General features: G+C 63.2%; 18 protein-coding genes. 11 read left to right on the top strand and 7 right to left on the bottom strand.

What is annotated here, in order from left to right:
- The 5 genes from NUW13_08755 to NUW13_08735 form a co-directional block, all read right to left on the bottom strand.
- The gene (locus NUW13_08755) at nucleotides 1-1,818 is read right to left on the bottom strand and encodes an L-fucose isomerase (protein ID MCR4439116.1); all 1,818 of its coding nucleotides are present in this window, start codon (nucleotides 1,816-1,818) and stop codon (nucleotides 1-3) included.
- 48 nt (nucleotides 1,819-1,866) lie between these two features.
- Nucleotides 1,867-3,069 (bottom strand): acetate/propionate family kinase, encoded by a 1,203-nt coding sequence (locus NUW13_08750; protein ID MCR4439115.1) that lies wholly within the window; start codon nucleotides 3,067-3,069, stop codon nucleotides 1,867-1,869.
- Between the two features lie 29 nt (nucleotides 3,070-3,098).
- Complete coding sequence (locus tag NUW13_08745; GenBank protein MCR4439114.1) at nucleotides 3,099-5,171, bottom strand: alpha-L-fucosidase; 2,073 nt, start codon at nucleotides 5,169-5,171, stop codon at nucleotides 3,099-3,101.
- A gap of 402 nt (nucleotides 5,172-5,573) precedes the next feature.
- A complete protein-coding gene (locus tag NUW13_08740; protein ID MCR4439113.1) occupies nucleotides 5,574-6,632 on the bottom strand; it encodes a galactose mutarotase in 1,059 nt (352 codons plus the stop codon).
- A 126-nt stretch (nucleotides 6,633-6,758) separates the two neighbouring features.
- The gene (locus NUW13_08735; protein ID MCR4439112.1) at nucleotides 6,759-9,227 is read right to left on the bottom strand and encodes a PA14 domain-containing protein; all 2,469 of its coding nucleotides are present in this window, start codon (nucleotides 9,225-9,227) and stop codon (nucleotides 6,759-6,761) included.
- Between the two features lie 563 nt (nucleotides 9,228-9,790).
- Between NUW13_08735 and NUW13_08730 the strand changes: the two genes are divergently transcribed.
- A complete protein-coding gene (locus NUW13_08730; protein MCR4439111.1) occupies nucleotides 9,791-10,612 on the top strand; it encodes a nucleotidyl transferase AbiEii/AbiGii toxin family protein in 822 nt (273 codons plus the stop codon).
- Nucleotides 10,613-10,626: 14 nt separating this feature from the next.
- Nucleotides 10,627-11,235 (top strand): type IV toxin-antitoxin system AbiEi family antitoxin domain-containing protein, encoded by a 609-nt coding sequence (locus tag NUW13_08725; protein MCR4439110.1) that lies wholly within the window; start codon nucleotides 10,627-10,629, stop codon nucleotides 11,233-11,235.
- A 193-nt stretch (nucleotides 11,236-11,428) separates the two neighbouring features.
- On the opposite strand, the gene NUW13_08720 is transcribed toward NUW13_08725, so the two are convergent.
- Together NUW13_08720 and NUW13_08715 are read right to left on the bottom strand one after the other, a co-directional pair.
- Entirely contained in the window at nucleotides 11,429-13,402 is a 1,974-nt protein-coding gene (locus NUW13_08720) for a glycoside hydrolase family 97 protein (GenBank protein MCR4439109.1), read from the bottom strand.
- Nucleotides 13,403-13,465: 63 nt separating this feature from the next.
- Nucleotides 13,466-14,062 carry a DedA family protein gene (locus NUW13_08715; protein ID MCR4439108.1) on the bottom strand — a complete coding sequence of 199 codons (597 nt, stop codon included), beginning with the start codon at nucleotides 14,060-14,062 and terminating at the stop codon, nucleotides 13,466-13,468.
- Nucleotides 14,063-14,832: 770 nt separating this feature from the next.
- On the opposite strand from NUW13_08715, the gene NUW13_08710 reads away from it, so the two are divergent.
- The 9 genes from NUW13_08710 to NUW13_08670 all read left to right on the top strand — a co-directional run bounded on the left by NUW13_08710 (nucleotide 14,833) and on the right by NUW13_08670 (nucleotide 23,720).
- Nucleotides 14,833-15,402, top strand: a complete 570-nt coding sequence (locus tag NUW13_08710) for a sigma-70 family RNA polymerase sigma factor (protein ID MCR4439107.1) — start codon at nucleotides 14,833-14,835, stop codon at nucleotides 15,400-15,402.
- A gap of 3 nt (nucleotides 15,403-15,405) precedes the next feature.
- Entirely contained in the window at nucleotides 15,406-15,900 is a 495-nt protein-coding gene (locus NUW13_08705; GenBank protein ID MCR4439106.1) for an anti-sigma factor, read from the top strand.
- Between the two features lie 39 nt (nucleotides 15,901-15,939).
- The gene (locus tag NUW13_08700; protein MCR4439105.1) at nucleotides 15,940-16,881 is read left to right on the top strand and encodes a carboxypeptidase regulatory-like domain-containing protein; all 942 of its coding nucleotides are present in this window, start codon (nucleotides 15,940-15,942) and stop codon (nucleotides 16,879-16,881) included.
- A gap of 543 nt (nucleotides 16,882-17,424) precedes the next feature.
- On the top strand, nucleotides 17,425-18,540 hold the full coding sequence (locus NUW13_08695) for an exonuclease SbcCD subunit D (GenBank protein MCR4439104.1): 1,116 nt from the start codon (nucleotides 17,425-17,427) through the stop codon (nucleotides 18,538-18,540).
- A gap of 49 nt (nucleotides 18,541-18,589) precedes the next feature.
- Nucleotides 18,590-21,073: a primosomal protein N' gene (gene priA / locus NUW13_08690; GenBank protein ID MCR4439103.1), complete on the top strand. Its 2,484-nt coding sequence runs from the start codon at nucleotides 18,590-18,592 to the stop codon at nucleotides 21,071-21,073.
- A 254-nt stretch (nucleotides 21,074-21,327) separates the two neighbouring features.
- A complete protein-coding gene (locus NUW13_08685) occupies nucleotides 21,328-22,056 on the top strand; it encodes a metallophosphatase family protein (protein MCR4439102.1) in 729 nt (242 codons plus the stop codon).
- Nucleotides 22,057-22,124: 68 nt separating this feature from the next.
- Nucleotides 22,125-22,634: a roadblock/LC7 domain-containing protein gene (locus tag NUW13_08680; GenBank protein ID MCR4439101.1), complete on the top strand. Its 510-nt coding sequence runs from the start codon at nucleotides 22,125-22,127 to the stop codon at nucleotides 22,632-22,634.
- Between the two features lie 8 nt (nucleotides 22,635-22,642).
- A complete protein-coding gene (locus NUW13_08675) occupies nucleotides 22,643-23,263 on the top strand; it encodes a GTPase domain-containing protein (GenBank protein ID MCR4439100.1) in 621 nt (206 codons plus the stop codon).
- A 13-nt stretch (nucleotides 23,264-23,276) separates the two neighbouring features.
- The gene (locus NUW13_08670; protein MCR4439099.1) at nucleotides 23,277-23,720 is read left to right on the top strand and encodes a hypothetical protein; all 444 of its coding nucleotides are present in this window, start codon (nucleotides 23,277-23,279) and stop codon (nucleotides 23,718-23,720) included.
- The last annotated feature ends 51 nt before the right edge of the window (nucleotides 23,721-23,771 follow it).

Below are 23,771 nucleotides of genomic sequence, written 5' to 3'. Positions count from 1 at the left end.
TTACCGACCGTAGAGCGGCCCAAAGTTCTTGCAGGCGCGAAAGTCAGCTCCCTCCAGGTCCTTGGTGCCAAAGGCCCCCCAGGCGCTTGGCCTGAAGATGCGCTCGCGCGGCACATTGTGCATCGCTACCGGAATGCGCAGCATGGCGGCTAAGGTGATGAGGCGGTCGCCGATGTGCCCGTAGCTGACGGCGCCGTGGTTGGCTCCCCAGTTGGCCATGACCGAATAGACGTCGGTGAAAGGGCCTTCGCCATTGAGCACCGGCACGAACCAGGTGGTCGGCCAGGTGGGATTGGTCCTGCGGTCTAAGGTGCGGTGCACCTCCAAGGGCAGGTCCACCGTGTAGCCCTCAGCAATTTGCAGGACCGGCCCCAGGCCGCTCACTATGTTCACGCGCGACATGGTTACCGGCATCTCGCCCACAGTGAGGAACTGCGAAGAGAACCCGCCGCCTCGGAAGTAGCCGAGGTCTGCCGGGCACCAGCGCGTCGCCTCTAAACATGCCTTGGCCTCCTCTGGGGTGATTTCCCAGAAGGGCTTGATCGCCGGCTTGCCGCCCCGCCGTTGCTGGCCGCAGCCGTCCAAACAGGCGGAGCCGGAGTTGATGAGGTGAATGATACCGTTCTCGGCGCGGCCGCTGAGTTTCTTGCCGGTCACGCGCTGCACCGCGGCCGGACTCCAGTAGGTGCGCACGTCGGCAAAAATCTGCGCCGTGTCGGTGAGCAGATGGCCAAAGAGCATCGCTACCCCGTTCAGGCAATCGTTCTCCGTGGCAACAAGGTAAGGCTGGCGAATGCCGTTCCAGTCGAACGAGGAGTTGAGCATTGCCTCCAAAAAGTCGCCATTGGGAAAGTGGTCGGTCCACTGCCTTTGCCCCTGGAACCCGGCCAGCAGGGCGTTGTGGCCGAGCGCCTCCTCGCCATAGCCCAGCTCTGCCAAGCGAGGATTGCCCGCCATGAGGTCGCGGGCGATCATGGTCATCTTGACCACGGTCTCCCATTCCCAGTCCTTGCGCTCCCGGCTGTGCTGCCCCTCCGGCGGGTTGGGGTCCTCGCCTTCCTGGCAGTACTTCTTCACCCAGGTCAGGGCGCGGGGGAACTCCTCCGGATCGAAAATCTTCTGCTCCAGCCGACGGACGAACTCGCTCATGTCCACGTGCTCATAGCGCATCCCCAGATAGTGCAAGAGAAAGCCGGGGTCGACGATGGAGCCGGCGATGCCCATGGACACGCCGCCCATCGCCAAGTAGGAGGTGCCGCGCATGGTGGCCACGGCCAGCCCTGCCTTGGCAAAGCGCAGCAGCTTGTCGGCCACATCATCCGGGATTCTGGTCTCGTCGGCGTCTTGCACGTCGCGGCCATAGATGGCAAACGCAGGCAGGCCCAATTGGCTGTAGCCAGCCAACGCCGCCGCCAAGTAGACGGCCCCGGGCCGCTCCGTGCCGTTGAGTCCCCAAACCGCCTTCGGCGTCAAGGGATCGGTGTCCATCACCTCGGTGCCGTAGCACCAACAGGGGGTGACCGTGAGCGACACGCCCACGCCCTCGCGCGCGAACTTTTCCGCCGCAGCGGCCGCTTCGGCCACGCCGCCGATGCAGGTATCGGCTATGACGCACTCCACGGGCAGGCCGTTGGCGTGGCGCAGGATCTCGGTGAGCAGACGAGCGGCATTGCGCGCCATCTGCATGGTCTGTGCCTCCAGGGATTCGCGCACCCCCTGACGGCGGCCGTCGATCACCGGCCTGATCCCTATTTTGGGAAGCGTCCCGCGCAGCCGATTGCGTGGGGCAACCTGGAGAAAGTCACTTGTCACTGCCATGGTGTCTCGCTCTCCTTTTGCCTAAGAATTTGGTTCCTCATCGGTGCTTCACTGGACTGTTTCTATCGACTGGATGACCCGCATGGTTTCGCGCGCCACCACCAACTCTTCATTGGTGTGCACTACCAGCGCCGCAATGCGCGAGTCTTCGGCGGAAATGACCGGGCCGTGGGCCTGGTTGCGTTCGTGGTCCACCTTCATGCCCAAGAAAGCCAACGACGCCAGCACCTCGGCGCGGAGCTCGGCATCACACTGCCCAATTCCGCCGGCAAAGGCGATGGCATCGATCCCCTCCAGAAGCACCAGGTACTCGCCGATGTACCGCTTGCTGTCGTAGATGAACTTGTTCCTCGCCAACAACGCCCGCTGGTCGCCACGGGCGACGGCCGCCTTGATGTCGCGCATGTCCTCCGAAATCCCGGACAGGCCTTTCAGCCCTCCGTCCTTGCTGCACTCTTGCAGCGCCTGCTCCAGGGTGATGCCCCTTTTCTTCATGATGTACGGCAGCACGAACGGGTCCATGTCGCCGATGCGCGTTCCCTGGATGAGCCCCGATTGCGGCGTGAAGCCCATGGAGGTATCGATGGATACGCCGTTCCTGATGGCGCACAGGGAGGAGGAGCCGCCCAGATGGCAGGAGATGATGCGATGTCGGTCTGGAGGGAGGTTGAGCACCCTGACTGTCTCCTGGGCGACAAAGCGGTGCGAGGCCCCGTGGTAGCCGTAGCGCCGCACGCCAAATTTCGCGAACCACTCGTAGGGCGCGCCGTAGACTTTGGCATAGTCCGGGGCTGCCGCATGGAAACCAGGCTCGAACACGCCCACAAGGGGGGTGGCCGGCAGCAGCTCCCGAAACATACGGATAGCTGCCAAGTAAGGCGGGTTGTGCGCAGGCGCAAGCTCGGCAAAGTCCTCCATGGCCTGGAGAACTTGATCCGTGAGGAGTACCGAGCCGCTCAGCTCGCCGGCCTGCACCGTCTTGAACCCCACGCCGTCGATCTGCGCCAGGCTGCTGAGCACACGGTGGGGTGGGCCGGTGAGAAAATGGAGGGCCTGCTGCACGGCCTCGCGGTGACTGCCAATGGCTGCGGTGCTGCGTGCCACCTGTGTACCGGCCACCCAGAAGGTGAGCGTGGCCTCCGCGGAAGCGATGCGCTCCACGTGGCCGCGCGCCCGCTCGGTCTCCGCCGGCATCTCCAACAGCTGGAACTTTAGACTGGTGGAGCCGATGTTGCAAATGATGAGGTTCACGGCTGCGCTGCTCCTTGGCTTGGCCTCGGTCAGGGACGATGAAATAGGGCTGCGGCGGGAATGGGCTGCTTGTCAATTCCTGGTCCGGCCCACAGCACTTCCAACAGGTCGCCCCCCGTCCTTTCGAAAAAGGTGACCGTGATCGGGTGGAAGCCTGCCGCCAAGGGAATTGCTCCGCTGCGCTCCAGCGCGCCATGCAGCCCGTCGTTGTCCACTACCTGCTGTCCGGCGACGAAGAGGCAACTGCCGTCATCAGACACGGTGAAGAATCGGTACACGCCGTCCTTGGGGACGTGCACGAAGCCGGTGTAGCGGAAGGCAAAGTGCTCGCTGGTGTCGCGCGGCGCAAAGTCGAATGTGGACACCGTGCCCGATTTGACCGGGGTCAGCGAGTCAAAGTCAGGCAGCACGTCCCACACGCCGTGGTAGAACTCGTAGCGCAGCCCGTTCACCAGGCCAGCGATGTGCGCTGCAGGTATGGCAGGCACTTTCAAAAAATCGGCCTGGCTGACCGCGGAAAGCGCCTTTTTGCCTCGAAAGCACCGAGCTTTGACGGTGGTTGTCGCGGTCAGCCGCAGGGGGCCCGTGGCCAGCGGCGAGCGGGCAGTGGGTTCGCTGCCGTCGGTGGTGTGGCGCACCTCCAGCCCTTGCAGCGGGGAGGTGATGCGCACGGCGAGCGAGTCGATGAAGATGTCGTTTTCTGCCTCGATGAGCGGGGGACGAACTACCTGCGGCGGCCCATCGATGTCCAGCACCACAACCGAGTTCGCGCTGTCCGGTGCTTGCGCCGGCACCTGGATGACCAGCGCATCCTCCTTGCGTATTACCCTGAGGGGCTTGCGCGGCTCGGCGAGCAGGAAGGCCTTGTGCGGCCTGTTGAGGATTTCGGGCACCATGAGGCTGCCGTCGGACGGCCAGTCGAACACGTGCAAGTAAAGGCGGGTGCGTTTGCCAGTCAGCGCCTTTTGCGTGCAGCGGCCCCACGGCAGCAGCGCAAATGGGCTCGCCTGTGTGCCGTAAATGGCCTCGCCGTTCGCGCGCATCCATCTGCCAATGGCCTTAAGGCGTTCCACGCACGGTTCAGGGAATTCCCCTTCCGGTGTGGGGCCCACGTTGAGGAGGAAGTTGCCGCCCTTGGAAGCAATGTCCGCCAGCGTGCGGATGAGCTCCGTGGGGGATTTCCAGTCGTGGTCGAACTTGTTGTAGCCCCAGTGGCGGTTCATGGTCATGCAGGTTTCCCAGTCGACGCCCGGCAGGCCGGTAGCCGGCACCTCCTGCTCCGGCGTGCCAAAGTCGCCCACGAATTCCCCCTCGCGGTTGAGGCCGGCCATTCCTTCGCGCCCCACATCCACGCGGTTGTTGACGATGACCTGCGGTTGCAGCGTCCGGCACAAGTTGTACAATTGCACGCCGTACTCATGGCGCCAGGTATCCTCCCACTCGCCATCGAACCACATGACGCCGATGGGCCCATAGTTGGTGAGGAGTTCGGTGACTTGGCCGTGCAGGTACTGGCGGTATCGGGCATAGTCGGCCCCGACAGCCGGGCGCTTTTCCCAAGGCCGTCTGGGCAGATAGTCGGGGTGGTGCCAGTCCATGATGGAGTGGTACCAGCAGATCTTCAGGCCGTGTTTGGCGCAGGCCTCTGCCAACTCCCGCATGATGTCGCGCTTGAACGGCGTCGACATCACGTCATAGTCCGTGTGCTTTGAATCAAACAGGCAGAAGCCGTCGTGGTGCTTGCTGGTGATGACGATGTACCTCATCCCCGCTTCTTTGGCCAGGCGCACCCATTGGTCGGCGTTGAATTTGGCCGGATTGAACTGGTGGAGGAACTGTTCGTACTGCTCCAGCGGGATCTGGGCGGTGTGCAGGATCCACTCGCCGTGTTCGGTGTTGCCCTGCCACTCGCCGGCAGGGATGGCGTACAACCCCCAGTGGATGAAAAGGCCGAACCGGGCCTCGCGCCACCAGTGCATGCGCGCATCCCGTTCGGCCGGGGTCTCGGGGAGCTTCTGAGCATTCATCGCACCCACCATGGCAAACAAGACAGCGATGGCTGCAAGGCGGATGCCCTGCCGCATACGTCGGTTCTCACGCATCGGGGCTCCTTTCTGCGCAAGGGCTTTGTCCTTCATGGTGGAAACGAACAGCGCAACTCGGGGAGGCCAATTTAACAAATCCCGGGCAGGAGTGCAAGGACAATCTTGCCTATTGCACCCGCCAGAAGAGAGCCACGCGTACTGCCCCCCGGCCTGTCGCGTGGCGCCGCCTCCAACTTGTGACCGGGCCAGAACGAGGCCGCGGCCGGTTCATGTGGGAGGCGACACCATGGCCGAAACGCCTGCAGAAACGACTCGCATGGGTCCTATCGGGGAAGACGGCGAAAAGCAGCCCGTTCTCCCCCGTGGCCCGGAAGAATGGCGGCAAGGCGGCGTTTGCCCGCCTGCACCGGGCAAATCAACCTCGATAGAGTCTCGTGGCCCTTGCGCCCTGGGTCTGTCTCAGCGCGCGGAAAAGCGATAGACTGTGCCCTGCCGATACGTCTCTCCGGGGCGGAGCACGACGGACGGGAAGTGCGGTGTGTTCGGGGAATCCGGAAAGTGTTGCGCCTCGAGGCAGAAGCCGCTGCGGTGGCCGTAGGCCTTCCCGCTCTTCCCCACGTGATGCCCGTCCAGGAAATTGCCGCTGTAGAACTGCAGTCCGGGCTCGGTGGTGAGGACTTCCATCACCCGGCCGGAGGTGGGCTCGTACACCGTGGCCGCCAGCGCGAGCATCCCGCCGCCGGAGTTGAGGACGAAGTTGTGGTCGTACCCCCGACCATTGCGCAGCTGTTCGTCATCCCAATCGATGCGCTGGCCGACGGGCGTCGGCTGGCGGAAGTCGAATGGAGTTGCCTCCACGCTGCGGAGCTCGCCGGTGGGGATCAGCCCCGCATCCACCGGCGTGAAGCGGTCCGCCAAGATTTGCAGCACGTGGCCGAGAATGTCGCCGCTCCCCTCGCCAGCCAAGTTGAAGTAGCTGTGGTGCGTGAGGTTCACGATGGTGGGCTTGTCGCTGGTCGCCTCGTAGTCGATGTGCAGCTCGTTCTGATTCGTGAGGCGGTAGGTCACGACGGCCCGGAGATTCCCGGGATAACCTTCCTCCCCATCCGGACTGAGGTACGTGAGGCGCACGCCCACGGCGTCCTTCTCCCGAACCGGCTCGCCCTGCCACACCACCTTGTCGAAGCCCCTCACCCCGCCGTGCAGGTGATTCGGTCCGTCGTTGGTGGCCAGACGGTACTCGACGCCGTCCAGCACGAAGCGCCCGTTGGCAATCCGATTGCCGTAGCGCCCCACGATCGCACCGAAGTACGGGGAGTCCTCCAGATATGGCTGCAAGCTACTGTAGCCGAGCACGACATCGGCGAACTTCCCCTGCCGATCGGGCACCTCCAACGACACCACTATGCCGCCGTAGGTGATGATCCGCGCCTTCATTCCGTGCGCATTGCGGAGGTCGAACGCCTCCACGACCCGCCCGTCCGGCATCTTCCCGAAGACCTCGTGCGAGACCTGCATGCCTCCTCCTTGCTGCTTACCGCAGTTCACGTGGATCCAAGCTCCCAAGCCGAGCAGAACCAGTGCCGTGCCGACCGTCGTTCTCATAGCCAATCTCCCTCCTCCTCAGCCATACCGGTCACGCCTTCAATGGAAAAGGATCCCGGGGGAAAGCGGCTGCTTCGGCAAGCCGGGGCCTTCGATGCCGACCTCGAGCGCCCAGCCGCCGCGTCTCTGGAAGTACTCCACGCGGAACGGATGGAATCCCTCTTGCAAGGCGATGGCACCGGACTTCTCCCTCGCGCCGTGCAACCCATCGTTGTCCACCATAAGCTGATCGCCGACGTGGAGGCGAGACCCATCGTCGGAGCGCAGGTAGAACAGATACACGCCTGTGACCGGGACGTGGAGGTAGCCGGAGTAGACGAGGCCAAACAGCGTGTCGCGTCGCGTGGGAGCAAGATCGACTGCCGGGTGCGTCGTCTCCTGCACCGGCTGCAGGCTGGCAAAATCCGGGAGCTTCTCCCATTCCCCCTCGTAGTAGCGGACCCGCAGGCCGGGCGCGAAACCTTTCTCCGGGACGGGCGCAAGCGGGGCAACCTTGCGGAAGCTGTACGTCGCCACATCGCTCTCCTGCCCATCCGGCCAGAAGGCCTTCGCCTGCAGGATGCGGTCTTCCGTGATCGGGATCGGCCCGCTGTAGACGGGATCTTGCCGGGTCGGAATTCGGCCGTCCAACGTGTAATGGATCTCAGCTCCGGGCCGGAAGGTGATCAGCGCGGCATCCGCGCGCTCGATGAAGAGGGTCACGCGGTTGGCGAGCGGCGGCGGCAAGTAGCCACAATTGGCCCGTGCCACGGCCTCGGGCGGGATCTTGGCCACCTCGCGATCGTAGGTGAGCAGGCCGTTGTTCTCCGTCTCCACATCGGTGATCTGCGTGTACACGGCGGCGCTGAGCCCCTCCTCTCGGGCCAAGCGATGCACGCCGGTGAGCACTTCGACGTACCTCTCGCGCAGCCGTTCCCGCGTGGGCAGGAGATCGTAGCCCCAGCCCCGCTCCGTCCAGGTGTGGCCTGCCACGACGTGGCCCAATCCCCCGAATTCACCCAACACAGCGGCCCGCCCCGGCTCCACCGGCGGCGCGATGGGATCCGGGTAGGAGTGGACGTCGTGGACGTCGCCGACGCCAGCGTCCGTCCAGCCGCTGGCGTTGTCCACGAGCCGACTGGGGTCGAGCCGCCGGACGAATTCGACGATGCGCTCCGTGTCGTACTGTCCCCAGTCCTCATTAAAAGGCACCCACATGATGATGCAGGGGTGATTGAAACGACCCCGCACCATCGCCTCGAGTTCGCGCTCGAATTGCTCCCGCTCCTCCGGGGTGCGATTGGCGCCGCTGGGCATGTCCTGCCACACGAGCAGGCCCAGGCGATCGCACCAGGAGTACCAACGCTCCGGCTCCACCTTCACATGCTTACGCACCATGTTGAAGCCCATGCGCTTCATCATCTCCAGGTCGAAGCGGAGCGCTTCATCCGTAGGCGCCGTGTAGATCCCGTCCGGCCAGAACCCCTGGTCCAGCGGGCCGATCTGGAAGAGGGGCACGCCATTGAGCAGGATGCGAGTGACGCCGCTACTATCCGGTCCGATGGTCACCTTGCGCATGCCGAAGTAGCTCCGCACTTCGTCGATCTTCCTGCCGCCTCGCTCGAGGGCAACGGTCAGATCGTAGAGGAACGGGTCGTCCGGTGACCAAAGCCTGGGGGATGGGATGGTGAGGACCAGCTCCCTGTCCGCCGGCCCCGATTGCCGGGCAACTTCTCTGCCACTGGCCGTCGCCCTCGCCACCAGGCGCAGGCTCTTTGTCTCGTCGCGGATTTCCGCCGACACAAGCAGCGTGCTCCGATCCACGTCGGGCACCAGGCGCAAGCCCGCGATGAATGTCTCCGGCACCGGTTCCAGCCAGACCGTCTGCCAGATGCCGCTCGTCGGTGTGTAATAGATCCCGCCGGGGGTGAGGGTCTGCTTGCCCCGCGGCTGCCCGCCTGCATCGGTCGGGTCCCAGAGCGCAACCACGAGCTCCTGCTTTCCGCGGGGCCGGAGCGCCTCGGTGACGTCCAGGCTGAACCGATCGTATCCACCGCGATGTTGGCCCAGCCGGACGCCATTGAGATAGACCTCCGCCTCCCAGTCCACGGCGTCCAGGTGGAGGAGAACCCGGCCCTGCTGCCAGGAATCGGGGAGCCGGAACGTGCGGCGGTACCACAAGCGCTCCTCCAAGCTCACCCGCCTCGCCAGTCCGGAAAGGGCCGATTCCACGGGGAACGGGGCGAGGATCCGGTGCGGAAAGCTAGCCGGGCGTGCACTCTGCCTCGCGACGATCGCCAGTTGCCAGAGGCCATTGAGGTTTAACCAGTCCTTCCGCGCCATTTGCGGCCTCGGGTACTCTTGCCAGGCGTTGTCGGGCGAGACCTCCTTCGCCCAGCGCGTGAACAGTGGGCTTGGAGCCGGTTGCCAGCCGGGGCTCCGCTTGCGGCAGGCCAAGAAAGAAAGGAGCATCGCCACCGCGAGGGTCCAAAGGACAACAGAGATTGTGCGATGGTAGCATGCGTCCATCTGCTTCCTCCTAAGCCCGGCGGATTGGGGGCGTCGAGCATGTCCCCTTGCGCTTAAAGCGGTGTCCACCCACGGCGCTTCGCAAATTAAGGAATCACTAGGAAAAAGTCAACCTGTTTCTTAGGCATTGGAAAAGTGAGCCGGCCCGACTCCTACGCAGCTGAGCGTATTGCTCAGTTCGGCCTTTGGCCCGGAGGCGTCCCGATCACTTTGCGGCCCAAGCGGAAGGCGGCAACGCCCCGGGCCGAACGAAGCGGCGGATGGCCATTTCGAGCCCGAAAAAGAGTCCTGAATGGCGCGGGGGGCAGGAGAGGCTTCCGAGCTCATGCGCGCTTCCTCTCTCGTGAACCCTCCGATGTTGTCGCTCCTTCCCACAAGGGGACCGCAGATGTGCCCGACGCTCGGGGCGCCTGTCCCGGCCCTGTTTCGCGTGGCATGCAGGATGAGCGGCCCAAGCGGAGCTTCTACGGTGTGTCGCTCCAGGGGCATTTTTGGCTTGGAATTTCGCCACGCGTGCCTTATATTTCCGCAGAAGGACGGATCAGTCCAGAGGCGGAAATATCATGCTTTGGCAGCAACTGACAGAGCTGGCTAAGGAGCAGCGACTTCCCCTGAGCATTGTCCTGGCGGAAGCACTGCACCTGGCGGTGTTGCAGGCGCTTTTCACCCGGCCGCAAAGCGATAGGATCGCCTTCCAGGGCGGCACGTGCCTGCATCTGGTCTACGGGGGGTACCGCTACTCCGAAGACCTGGATTTCGCCGGCAAGGAGATCGACCGCCCCTTCTGCGACCGCCTGGTGGAGGAGGCTCGATCGCCCATCGAGAAGGCCGTGGTGCAGATGTTGGGGTTGGGCTCCTTCGAGTGGCGCTTTCCCGAGACGACCAGAGGAGCCAAGGTCTCGGCCTATTGGTTCCTTTTCCAGCCGCAGGGGCAGAGGCAGAGGTACAGGCTCAAGATTCAATTCGGCCAGTTTCCGGTCTACCAGGTTGAAGCAAGGCCCGTGCGCTCGCAGATGGATGTGCTTAGCCGACAGCCGCTCGTTGTCGCGCTCTCTCCGGCTGAGCTTCTGGCGGAGAAGCTGGCCGCGCTCTACGGGCGGCGCTTTCTCAAGGGCAGAGATGTCTTGGACATCTGGTACCTGACGGAAGTCCTGAAAGCCCCGCTTGACCGCGATCTGGTTGCGAGGAACTTGCAGGACTATGGCGTCCGCATGAGTCCAGAGTCTTGCCGGCAGAGGATAGCGCTCATCGCCTCCTCGTCGTTGGCCGCGGAAATGGCCCGATTTCTGCCCGAGCGCTACCGCACGCACCTGGCCCGGAATGATTACGAGGCGGTGAGGAGAAAGATGCTGGCCGTTGGGGAAGAGGTTGCACGGACCCTCTGAGGGAGATGGCCGACATGCAGCAGCTTTTCACACAAGCCCGGTGGATCGACCTCCTGCGCCGCGGAAAGGCCATTCTCACCTTTGTGGAGCTGCGGCGTCTGACCGGTCTCTCCGGCGCCGCTTTGCGCAAGGCCGTCAGCCGACTGTGCCAGGCGGGCTTGTTGCTCAAGTTGGGTAAGGGGCTCTACGTCAACGGGCTGCAGCGCACAAGCCTGGAGGAAGTGGCGAGCCTCCTGTACCCGCCAGCCTACATCTCGTGCGAGTCCGCCCTTTTCTTGCACGGCGTAGCCGACCAGGCTCCTCATGTGCTGACCTGCGTGACCACCAACAAGACCAAGGCCTTTCGCACTGCCTTAGGGGAGATCGTGTACTTCCACATCAAGGCGCCACTCTTCTTTGGCTATGGGGTGTGCGACCGCATCTTCCTTGCCGAACCCGAGAAGGCAGCCCTGGACTTTGTCTACCTGCAGCGCCAGAACGGCCTGGAGCCTGCACTCGACGAATGGAACTGGGAAAACCTCTCTCCGCAGAAGGTTGCGGAGATGTCACCCGGATATCCCAAGACTGTGCGGCGGCACATCGCTCGTTTTGCGCCTCCCGACTGGGATTTCCACGGCGAATAGAAACGCTCGCCTTTGCGCATGAGCGGTCGCTCCCCCCGACCATCGTGTGCCCGAGGCTCCTGCGTTTGCCTCAGGCACTGCCGCGCCATCAAGCTTTTAGACCATTCGCCGATCGAGTTTCAGTGGCTTGCCGAAACGGGTGTTCCGTGCTCCTTGTCAGCGATGCCGTCGCTGACGAAATGCGATCTTTCTGTCAGTCTGGCGTCGGCACGATGTATGTTGCCCAGCCACCTCCGGGTGCGAGGTGGATCTCCTCCCGGTGACCCGCATCGATCGTCTTGACCACCCGCTTGTAGTCCATGGCACAACGATCGGCATTGATCCCATCCTGGTAGGCCTGGAGCTCGAACCTGCCGGGGCCGAGGAAGGAGAAGTCCACCTGCAGGTCGCGCGGCGTCCAGTTGGTCATCGCCCCGAGCCACCACTCCTGGCCGTTCCGCCGGGCCAGGAGGATGTACTCGGCGACGCGGGCGTCCAGGACCCGCGTCTCGTCCCAGACCATGGGAACCTTGGCGAGGAATTCCATGCATTCCGGTTCTTTCAGGTAGCGGGTGGGGCTATCGGAGAGCATCTGCAGGGGGCTTTCGTACACGACGTACATTGCGAGCTGGTGGCAGCGAGTCCCCTGGCTCATCGGCAGCGTCATCACGGGGCGGAACTGGTCGCGCGTGGCGTTCCACATCGCGCCCGGGGTGTAGTCCATGGGCCCCGCGAGCATTCGCAGGAAGGGGATGGTCACCGCATTGTCGGGCGAGGCACCGGTGCTCCACTTGCTCCATTCCATGCCTCGCACCCCCTCCCGTGTGAGGACGTTCGGGTAGGCCCGCCGCAGGCCGGTGGGCTTGTGCGCCCCGTGAAAATTCACCACCAGGTGACGCTTAGCGGCTTCTCGGGCCACCCGCCAGTAGAAATTGACCACCTCCTGATCGTCCCGCTGCATGAAGTCGACCTTGATCCCTTTGATGCCCCACCGCTGGAACTGGTCCAACGCCTCCTGCATTTGATTGTCCAGCGTCTTCCACACAACCCAGAGGATGAGGCCGACGTTCTTTTCGCGGGCGTACGCCGTGAGTTCTTCCATGTTGATGTCCGGATTCACTTCCAGAAGATTGCCCAGCTTGTACCATCCTTCATCGAGGATCACGTACTCGATCCCATAGCTGGCGGCGAAGTCGATGTAGTACTTGTAGGTGGCGGTGTTGATCCCTGCACGGAAGTCCACGCCGTACACGTTGAGCGCATTCCACCAATCCCAGGCAACCTTCCCCGGTTTGATCCAGGAGGTATCGTCGAGCTCCAGGGGGCGGGCCAGCTTGTAGACCATCTGGTTCTCCACCAGATCCCCGTCGCGATCGGCGATGACCAGCACCCGCCAGGGGAAAACCCGCTCACCGCGCGTCCGGGCGAGGAAATCCGCGCGCCGGGTGGGCACGAGGTCGCGGTCGCTCCGGGCGCTATCCTCAAGCACGTAGTGGGGGAAGAGGCCTACGAGGGTGTTGGGCCCGTCTCCCGAGCCGGTCAGGTACATCCCCGGGTAGTCCTCGAGGTCCGATTCGGTGATCGCCACCTTGGGTCGATCCGGGATCTCTACCAGTGCCGGCAACGAGCAGAAGCGGCCCGGGGTGATCAGGCTCAGGGGGATGTGCAAATAAAGTCGCTCCGAGTGGGAAAAGAAACTCTCCTCCTCGGGGAAGTAGGTCATGCAATCGGCTGGGAACCGGAACGAGGCCTGCTCCGCCTTCACCGTGATCTCTCCGGGCAGCCGCGTGACAAAGCGGTAGGCTACCCCGTCATTGTAGGCTCGGAAAACGAGGGAAAAGCCTTCTTCAAAGTCGAGCACGAGCTCCCGGTAGTGGTCCAGGATCTCCGCGGATTTCTCCTTCACCACCGGGCGGATCACCTGCTTGATCTCGCGCTGCTGCGTCCTCCGGAGCGCGGGCCGGAGACCGAGGACGGTGCCATCGCCCAGCGTCAAGGAGATGGGTGAGGGGGAAACGATCTCCCTCCCGTCGTGGCGGACCGAGTAGGTGATGGCCTCCGCGACCTTTACCATCACCTCTGTGCGCCCTTCTGGAGAAAGGAGGAGACTTCGTTTCGCCTGCGCGGTGCGAAACCCGAGGCTGAACACCACGGCCAGGATCAGTGCGCTGGCTGGGAAACGTTCCATGCTGGTTGCCTCCTATGGCTATTGCGGACGTCCGCTTGAGCTACTGAGAAGGACCTACACCCACTATCGATGAGCATCTTTGGGTTTTCCACCCGCGGGGCCTTTGCCGGCCTGCGACCAGGGCCTGCACCAGCGGACGAGCGCCAGGATCAGCGAAAGGGAGATCGTCCCGAAAAGGATTCCACGCTCCAGTGCACGGAGGTTGGCGGCAACCAGCGAGGCCCCGTCGCCGACAACGTAGCCGATAGCGGCGAACAACCCTGCCCACAAACAGGCCCCGACACTATTCAACAGGGTGAATTGCCAGAAGCCAACCCGGGAGAGCCCGAGGACTCCGGGAAGGAAGGGACGTAGCCCGTAGAGAAAACGCATGAGCAGCACGATCAGGGCTCCATGCCGCTGAATCACTTCTTCAGCTTGACAAAGCTTCTTTGAACTGGCAAAAAAGCGCGCTAACCACCTCCTCCCTTGCCACCGGGCCAGAGAGAAGTAAAGCTGATCGCCCAGCGCAGTAGCCAAGCTTGCCCAGAAGATGAGCGGAACCCAGTCAAAGTAACCCTGGTGGATTAAGAAACCGCCCAAAAGCACGGGCAGCTCACCCTGAAGCATCACCCCGATAAAAACGAGGGGGTAGCCGAATTGCAAAATGGCCTGCGTCATATTTCAATGGAGCTCGTCTGCACAGGGGGAATCTGCCCCTCGCAGATGCTTGGCGACCTCGCGAAAGAGGGGGGCGAACCCTTTGAGCAGAGCCAACCGACCATTTGACCTGTAGGGCTATGGAGGCCGGAACCTTGGTGCCCCGCGACCTCAATCGTCCACGTGGCAGAAGAGAGCCTAAGGTGGCGTGGCATTCGCCCAGGGCAGGAGGGATGAGTTGACGCTACGGTCTTGCCTCGCATCAAGCTCCTGTGGGTTTCGCTTCGCAAGAGTGAACAGTTCAGGGTGAGCGACATCTTGAAAAGATCTCCGGCCGGTCCGCTCGAGAATCAGGGCCCGCTTTGTTCGAGACGGAAGTCCGAGGCCCAGGTGAAACGCTGGCTCGCATGCTGCCCGCAAAGATAGAAAAGCAGAGGGAAGCAATCAAGGACCATTTTGTCGTGAGCTGGAGAGGTCAGGTTGTCCACCTGCTGCTTGAGTGTGATGCGGAGAGCAGAAGGCAGCGTGCCAATCCAGGGGAGGCGACCTCTATTCTCGCCGCATGGCGGGCAAGTGAGGAGGGCGCGATTACCCGGCTTCCAGGCAAAGCGGCCTTTCGCCCCGGTGCCGGGTTGTTGCTTCGCTGTGCGGGCCACATCCACCTGTTCAGGAGTTTTTCAATTGCCACGAAACCGACTCTTTCCGTTCAGCATTTTGGGGCGTGGCACGGTATCATTACATGGAAAGTCGATCTCAGGGCCTGGTGAGAAGCAGCGTGCAGCAGAGGCGGCGTGCAGGCAGTCGATGAGCGACAACTCCTCCAGCAGGCGCGCCGCGGAGACAAGGCGGCGTTTGGAACCATAGTGGAGCGCTACCAGAGCCGTGTCTTCGCCTTGGCTCTGCGCACGTTGGGCGACAGAGGCTTGGCGCGCGAGGCAAGCCATGAGGCTTTTGTGCGCCTATACTGCTCCCTGCACAGGGTGGACCTCGCGCGGCCTCTCTTCACGTATCTCTACCGGATCGTGGTCAATCTCTGCTACGACATCGTCGCCCGCGAGCGGCGTTCGGGACGAGGGCTCGCACGCGACGAAGATGCCCAGGAGGAGCCAGACCATGACGCCGGGCCTGAAGAAGAGACCGAACGCGCGGAGCTCTTTGCCGTGGTGAGGAGCCTGGCGCAACGCTTAGGTGTTAAGCGACGTGCTGCCTTTGTGCTGCGCGACCTCGAGGGCCTGGAGATTGGCGAAATCGCGCGCATCCTACGCTGCCGGCAAAGCACCGTGAGGAGCCACCTCTGCTTGGCGCGGCGGGCGCTGCGCGACATCATCGAAAGCGAATTCCCTGAACTGCTGGAGAGGTAGGAGATGAAGTGCACACGCGTGCGGGAGCTGCTCGAACTCTACGCGGGGAACGACCTTCCGCCGCGGCTGCAGGAGCGGGTGAGCCGCCACCTCGACAGTTGCGCTGCCTGCCAGGCTGAGCTCGTGCGCTTGCAGCGTGTCTTGGCGGCGGGCAGGCGGTGTTTTGCCCCTGCGGAAGAAGTCGCTGCGGGGGTGCGGCTGTGGCCCAGGGTCCGCGCAGAACTTGCCCGGGATCGCCAGCGAGCGCAATTTGCGAGAGCGCGTGTGAGGCTGGCTTTGGTGGGCGTCGGCTTGACCGTGCTGGTGGCAGGTGCAGCCTTTTGGCTGCGTGATTTCGCCATGCGCTCAGCTGGGGAGAGTGCGCTCCAGCCGGCGAAAAAGCTGGTGAGCCAGGGCGCTGCCCTGCCCGTAGTTGAGGGGGGGCTTGAGCCCGGTACCACCCCGTTGGTCTTGCATGTCGATGACCCGCGCATGACCATCGTCTGGTTCTTGGATTAGCGGCAATGCGAGAAGGGACTTTTCGAGGGAGGAACAGACATGAACCTGCGGTGTGTGACAGTGCTTGCCGTTCTGCTGACCACAGGTATGGCCCTGGCACAGGAGACGGGCAGAATCGAGGGGACCGTTGTAGATGAAGCGACCGGCAAGGGGATCGCGGGAGCAAGCATCTTGGCCTACCCGCAGAGCGAAGGGGGGCGGCTTGTCGCAACCGAGAGCGACGAGCGCGGCTCGTTTGTCCTGCAGGGTCTGCAGGCCACAGCCTACGACCTCCGTGTGACGGCGCCAGACTACGCCCCGCAACTGCAGCAGTGGCTCGTCGTGACGGCGGGCAAGACCAAGTCGCTGACCATAAGGCTTCGCGGCAAGGGCTCCATGGTCGCTCGCACCTTTGACCTCAGGTACAAGAATCCTGTCGAGCTGGCGAACCTGATCAAGCCGTTCCTGAGCGAGAATGGCGAGGTCATCCCCGGGCAGACCATGCGCGTGCTCACCGTGCGCGACACCCCCGAGGTGTTGGACAAAGTCGCCAGCCTGCTTGCCCGCTACGATGTGCAGCCCAAGCAGGTGCGCCTCGACCTGCATCTCTTCTTGGCGGACGGGAGGGGCGAGCGCAAGACGGAGATTCCCGCAGACATTGCTCCGGTGGTGAAGAAACTGAGCGCGCTTTTTCGCTACAGCCACTACTCGCTGCTCGGCACCGGAACCGCCACGGTGTACAGCGGCGAGCTCTGCCTGTTGCAAGTCGGCGTCTCCGAGCACAGGTTCGCCTCCTGCAGCATCGAGCGCGTGGAATACCTCGAGGCAGACGGCGGCGCGGTGAGGCTTGAGAAGCTGCACTTGAACACGCCGATCCCAGGGGTGAACTTCGGCACGAGCCTCAACCTGCCCCTCGGTGAGTTCGTGGTGGTGGGGAGGGCGAGCAGCAAGGGCCCGGAGGAGGCGGTAGTCGCCGTGATGAAGGCGGAACTGGTCAAGTAGGCACACGCCAGGCGGCGGCAGAGTTGGTGCGAGGATGGCTGCCTCGAGAGACGACCGCCTTCCAGAACCGCGAAAGGGCCTGGCTCGGCCAAGTTTGTCTTCTGCCTCCGCGCAACGGCCAACCGGCCTGTGATGGGGGGGAGAGAGGCGCTGGGGTGTGGGTTGCCCTGTTCAGCCCCGTACGGAAGACTGCGGCGAGGCAAGGCGGCCCTCATGCCAATGGCCATGATTCCCCCAGGGAAGCGGCTGTTTTGGTACGGAACTCTTGGCGGAGGGCGCCAGCAGCCGCATGCTGCGCCCTCGCTGTTCGTGTTCTTCCCTTTCAGCCTCTCCTCCATCATCCTGCTTGATTCCCACCTCAGACTTTGCTATCTTTCGGCGACGAGGGAAGGCGCGCCTTGGTGCAATGCGGTCGGGAGCGAGGGGTGGATCCTCGCCTGGTGGGGCAGCGCAGCGGAAGCGCCGGCTCCGTGGCAGCACTGCGCAAAGGAGGCTGCGCGCCGGGCTTCGGTGAGGGCAAGGGGTGGCACACGCGGGAGTCCAATGAAACTTCTTCACGTCTCTGACACCCATCTGGGGTACTCAGAGTACGGCAAGGTTGACCCGCGCACTGGACTCAACCAGCGCGAACAGGACTTTTACGATGCTTGGAACCAGGTGGTGGCGGCCGCCTTGGCGCACAGGCCCGAGGTGTTCGTCCACGCGGGGGACCTGTTCCATACCTCCAGACCCACCAACCGCGCCATCAGGGTTGCCTTGGAGGGGATCCAGAGGATCGTGGAGGCAGGGATCGAGCTCGTCATGGTGTCCGGCAACCATTCCACCCCGCGCATTGCTGCCACAGGGTCGATCTTCGAAAGCATTGCCCTCTTCCCCAAGGTGCATGCCGCCTATGGCGGGCGCTATGAGCGCTTTTCCATCGGGGATGTGGATTTCCACTGTGTGCCGCACTGCGCGCTGAGTGAGGAGCTCGAGGCGGCGTTCAAGGCGGTGGCCTTCCGGCCCGAGGCCCGCTACAACGTGCTGGTCACCCATGGCGCTTGGACCAGCGGGCAGACCTACTCGATGGGGGAGTTCAATGAACAGCGCCTCCCCGACGTGGAAGCCGCGTTGGTGAAGACGTTCGACTACGTCGCGCTCGGCCACTATCACCGGCACATCGCCATAAAGCCGCATGTCTGCTACTCCGGGGCCACCGAGCGCACCAGCCTCAATGAATGGGCGAACGAGACGGGGTTTCTGCTCGTCGACCTGGAGAGCAAACAAGTGCAGTACTGCCCGGTCACCAGCCGCCCCATGGTGAAGCTCCCTGCGGTGGATTGCACTGGGCTCGACGCGCCGCAGATCTACGATGAGCTGGCGGCGCTGAGTAGCAAAGTGCCCGAAGGTGCTATCGTCGGCCTGAGCCTGGTGAACCTGCGCCATCAGACGTTGCTGCGGCTGGATGTGCGCCAGATCGATGCGCTTTTCCCCCAGGCATTTCACCTGGACAGGCAGTTCTCCCAACAGCCCGCAGAGGAAGGCAAGGCAGCGGGCGCAACGGCCATCGAGGCCCTGCCTGTGGAGTTCGACCGCTACGTGCAGAGCCTCGACGCCTCGGAGGCCGAGAAGGAGCGTCTGAGACAATTGGGCCATCGCTACTTGGCGCCGGAGCAGTGAGGGTCAGGGCACGTGTGGTGGTATGCGTGCCTTGAAGTCAGGATGCAGAGTGAACGAATACGCGAACATTGTTTTCCCGATCCCCGTTGACCACGCTTTCACCTATCGGGTGCCGGAGGAGTTGCGCGAGAACCTCAAGGTGGGGCAGAGGGTGCTGGCGCCGTTTGGCCGGCGTCGCCTCACTGGCTTTGTCGTGGAACTTGCCGAGCGCTGCGATCTGACCGAGCTCAAAGAGGTCGCCGACATCCTGGACCCGGAGCCGCTCTTCGCCGAGGAGATGCTGCAGCTCTGCCGGTGGATTGCCGACTACTACATCTGTCCTTTGGGCGAAGTGCTGAAGGCGGCTCTGCCTGCGGGTATCCATCTGGAGTCGCGAAGGATGGTGAGCCTGGGCACGGAGGTCAGCGCGGACCTGCTGCCCGACATGGAGAGGCGCGCACCGCGGCAGGCGCTCATCTTGCGGGCGCTGATGGCCAAGAGCCCCCTCAGCATGGCGCAATTGGAGCGAAAGGTGGGCGCGCGCGGGGTGTCCTGTGCCGTGGCACAGCTGCAGGAACAGGGGTTAGTGCAGGTCGAGGAGCTCTTGCCGAAGGCAGCGGTGGGCGTGCGCACGGAGCGATGGATTGTGCTGCAGGACGGCCGTTCGCCCGAGGAGTGGCATACGCTGGTGGGGGAGCTCACCACGCGGGCACCGCGCCAGGCAGAATGCCTGCGGGTCTTGTTAGCAAGCGAGGGGTATAAGACCAGCTTAGCAGACCTGTTGCGCGCCGCTCGTGCCTCGGGCCAGTCGGTCGCTGCCTTGCTCAAGGCCGGCCTGGTGAGAGTGGTGCACCGGGAGGTGTCGCGCGATTACTACGATCGCGTTCCAATTCCCGAAGCAAAGGCGGTGGTGCTCACCCAAGAGCAGCAGCAGGCGCTGGACGTTATCAGCCAGGGGCTGAGTGCGGGTACGTTTTCCGCCCTGCTGGTGCATGGCGTCACCGGCAGCGGCAAGACGCAAGTCTACATCGAGGCGATCCGCCGTGCCTTGAGCATGGGTAAGGGCGCGATCGTGTTGGTGCCGGAGATTGCGCTCACCCCGCAGATCGTGGCGCGCTTTCGAGCCCACTTTCAGAACCAGGTCACCGTGTCGCACAGCCGTCTCTCGCCTGGGGAGCGTTTCGATGCCTGGCGGCGCATCCGCAAAGGGGTGCACCGCATCGTCATCGGGCCGCGTTCGGCGATCTTTGTGCCGGTGCAGAACCTCGGCCTGGTGGTGGTGGACGAAGAGCAAGAAGCCACCTTCAAGCAGATGGACATGGACCCGCGCTACCACGGCCGCGATGTGGCCGTCATGCGCGCCAAGTTGAACAATGCGGTCGTCGTCCTGGGCAGCGCCACCCCGTCCTTGGAGACCTTCTACAACGCGCAGACGCAGAAGTACCAGCTGGTGCGACTTACCCACCGCATCGACCATGTGCCCATGCCCGAGGTGACCATCGTGGACATGACCGCCGAGCGTCGCGCCGGCCGTCCCCGGCAACCAGTGGTTTTTTCCCGGCTCCTCGAGCAGAAGATCGAGGAGAAGCTGTCCCTCGGCGAACAGGTGATCCTGCTGCAAAATCGCAGGGGCTACGCCACGTTCATCAAGTGTCGCGACTGCGGGCACGTGGAGCAGTGCCGCAACTGTAATGTCACCCTCACCTTCCACATGCACGACCACACGTTGCGCTGCCACTACTGTTCCTTCACCAAACGCGCGCCCACGGTCTGCCCAAACTGCGGCGGCACCGATATTCTGTTCAAGGGGACTGGTACGCAGAGGGTTGAGGAGGCTCTGGCGCAGCTCTTCCCGCAGGCGCGCGTGGTGCGCATGGACATGGACACAACCAAAGGGCGTCGGGCCCACGACCGCATCTTGGAGAGCTTTGAGCGCGGGGAATTCGACGTCCTCCTCGGCACGCAGATGGTGGCCAAGGGGTTGGACTTTCAGCGGGTGACGCTGGTGGGGGTGATTTCGGCAGATACCGGACTGTTCTTCCCGGACTTTCGTGCCGCCGAGCAGACTTTTCAGCTCCTCACCCAGGTGGCCGGCAGGGCTGGCCGTGTGGACAAGCGCGGGGAGGTGGTCATCCAATCGTATTCGCCGCACCACTACTGCCTGCGGTTCGCGCAGCATCATGACTTTCAGGGCTTTTACCTGCAGGAGATCGAGGACCGCCGCATCCTCGGTTACCCGCCGTTTGGACGCCTGGCAGTGGTCTGTTTTGAGAGCGTGAAGGAGGAGAAGGCGGCCAGGGCGGCAAGGAGCTTTTTTGACCTGCTCCCCAAAGAGGGGGCACCGTTTCGCTGTTTCGGCCCGCTCCCTGCGCCGCTGGTCCGCTTGCAGCGCCACTATCGCTGGCAGGTGGTGCTGAAGGGCGCGAAGAACAGAGACCCGGCAGGTCGCGCCATGAATGGCGCCCTCAGGCAGGCCCTGCAGCGCTACCAGAAGCAGCACAAGGACCAAAGCGTCAGCCTCGCTGTGGACATAGACCCGGTTTGGATGCTGTAGACAAGCCTCCAGGCGACTCAAGCGGTGGGTCTGAGCGCAAGCTGTGGACAGGCCGGCGATTCGCCGTAGCACGGATGCGGTGAATCTCCTCCGGCCACTGTCCGCTGACGTGGCCGACGAGCGAATTCGCCGGGCGCAGTGCAGTCGGCTCGGCTACCGCGAAAATCGGTGAAATAGTGCTTGCTTTCTGGCTGTCTGGGTCGTATATTAGTGCCCACAACCGGCGGCAGACACGCGACGAGCAGGTGCTGGCGATGCGCATGGCAATCATCTCCGATATCCACAGCAATCTCGAAGCGCTCACGGCGGTCCTGCAGACCATCGATGACTTGCACGTGGACGATGTGCTCTGCTTAGGGGACATCGTCGGCTACGGCCCTGACCCCAACGACTGCATCGACCTGGTGCGCAGCCGGGCCTGGGTCATCATTGCCGGCAATCACGATTTTGCCAGCGTTGGCCTCACCGACACCACCTACTTCAACCACATGGCGCGGGTGGCGGCGGCGTGGACGGGGAACGTGCTCAGCGAAGAACACCGGCAATTCCTGTCGGGCCTGCAATACGTTTACAGGAGGGAGAGCCTTCTTTTCGTGCATGCTACCCCAGAGGCGCCAGAACAGTGGGACTACCTGGAGACTCTGGACGACGCTCGGCGCAGCTTTGCCGCTTTTGGGGAACAGGTCTGCTTCATGGGGCACTCACATGTGCCTGTGGTGCTCGAGCTGGGCGAGGATGAGCAGATCGGAGTCAGCACGGAGCAGAGGGTGGCGCTGGCAAAGGATCGGCGCTATCTCGTGAATGTGGGCAGTGTGGGCCAGCCCCGCGATGGCAATCCTGACGCCTGCTTTGGCGTCTTCGACACGGAGGAGTTGACTTTCGAATTGGTACGTGTTGCTTACGCATTTGAAAGCACCCAAGAGAAGATTCTTGCGGCAGGACTTCCGGCGTATCTGGCCGACCGACTTGCGCTGGGCCGTTGACCTGCGCAGGCTCGATAGGCGCGCTCAGGAGATGCGCCAGGCTGCCGACCACCATGGGGAGACCTGGTATGGATCTTGCGCCTAATGCGGACAACAGGAGGATCCTGTTGTCAGAGTCCAACTATGCCGAGATCCGCTCCATTGTCACCGAGCTGGTCACCAAAACCAGAGCGCGCACCATCGTCTTTGCAGACATGAACGGTCACCCCATTTGCCAAGGCGGTGCCCGCGCGGACTTGGACATCGCTTCGCTGACGGCGCTGGCCGCGGGGGAGTTCTCCGCCACAGCCGAAATCGCCCGCTTGCTTGGCGAGCCCGGAAAGTTCCGCCTCCTTTTCCATGAGGGAACACGGGGCAACGTCTACATCGCCAGCGTGGGCGGCAGCTACCTGCTACTGATTGTCTTCGAGCCGTCAGTTGCCTTGGGGATTGTGCGCGTCTTCGCCAACAAGGCCGTTGCCCTGCTCAATCGCATCCTTGAGGAAGCGCGCCGGGCAGAAGAAGAAGCTGCTCGCTTCCTGGACATGGAATTCGGCGAGCTGCTGAAGCGCGAGTTGGAACGCTCCTTTCGTGGTTGACCTGCCCCATGTTTATCAACACCGCCCGAAATGAGATCCTCTTCAAGATCGTCTACTACGGTCCAGGGTTAGGTGGCAAGACTGCCAACCTGCTCTACATCTACGAGCATATCGACCCAAGGCTGCGTGGCGAGCTCATCTCCCTCAGGACGCGCGAAGAGAGGACGCTGTTCTTCGACTTCCTGCGACTGGAAGTGGGGCGCATCAAGCAGATGCGGCCGCGCTTCAACGTCTACACCACCCCGGGGCAAGTCTACTACGGCTCCAGCCGCAGAATCGTGCTGGAGGGGGTGGACGGCATCGTCTTTGTGGCCGATTCGCAGCGAGAGCGGTTGAGCGATAACCTGGCCTCCATGGCAGAACTTGAAGAGTACCTGATCGGTCGGGGCACGACCCTTGCCGAGTTTCCCTGGGTGATGCAGTACAACAAGCGCGACTTGCCAAATGTCCTGCCGGTGCCGATCTTGCAGGAGAAGCTCAACTTCTGCAACGTACCCTTCTTCGAGGCGGTGGCACCGCAGGGAGTAGGAGTGTTCGAATCGCTGCGGGCGTGCATCAACGGCGTGGTTGCCTATGTGCAAAGGGGCGAATCACGGTCAGCCGCCTATGCTACCCATGGTGTTCGATAGGAGCCGATAGAGGATGCTCCACCTGAACTTTGACAAGGTCGAGACGCAGCCGGAGGTGGCCCCGGATGAAGGCGCGCAGGTGCTGGGGCCACAGCAGTTCATCGAGCAGCAGATGCTCCAGCTCATTCGCCTTGGGCATTATGAAGCGGCGTATCTCTTCACCATCGACGGCCTACCGCTTGCCGGTGTGGCCGGGGAGACCGCGGTCAACCAAGATCTCTTGGCAGAGATCGCCATCGTATTGGAGCAGGTGCAGCGGACCGCCACGCAGCTGGGGGGGATGGCGAAACTGGCCGAGGTTCTGCTTGAAGACCAAGGCGGGCGAAAGATTGTCCTCCGCTCCGTCCAGGCGTTCGGGCAGCCAGCGGTGTTGGCGGCCGTGGTGGCTCCCCACAAGAGCTTTCGCGGCCTCACCAATCGCCTGGTGCGTCTGATCGGACAAGTTACCCGCGAGTAGCCGGCGGCGGAGCTTTGCGCGCGCCGGTGGTTTCCGCATCCTCAATTCCCA

The organism is candidate division KSB1 bacterium, assembly GCA_024655945.1.
Lineage (GTDB): Bacteria > Zhuqueibacterota > Zhuqueibacteria > JANLFK01 > Oleimicrobiaceae > Oleimicrobium.
The sequence above is the reverse complement of the archived record's forward strand: the minus strand, read 5'-3'. Positions and strand labels throughout refer to the sequence as shown.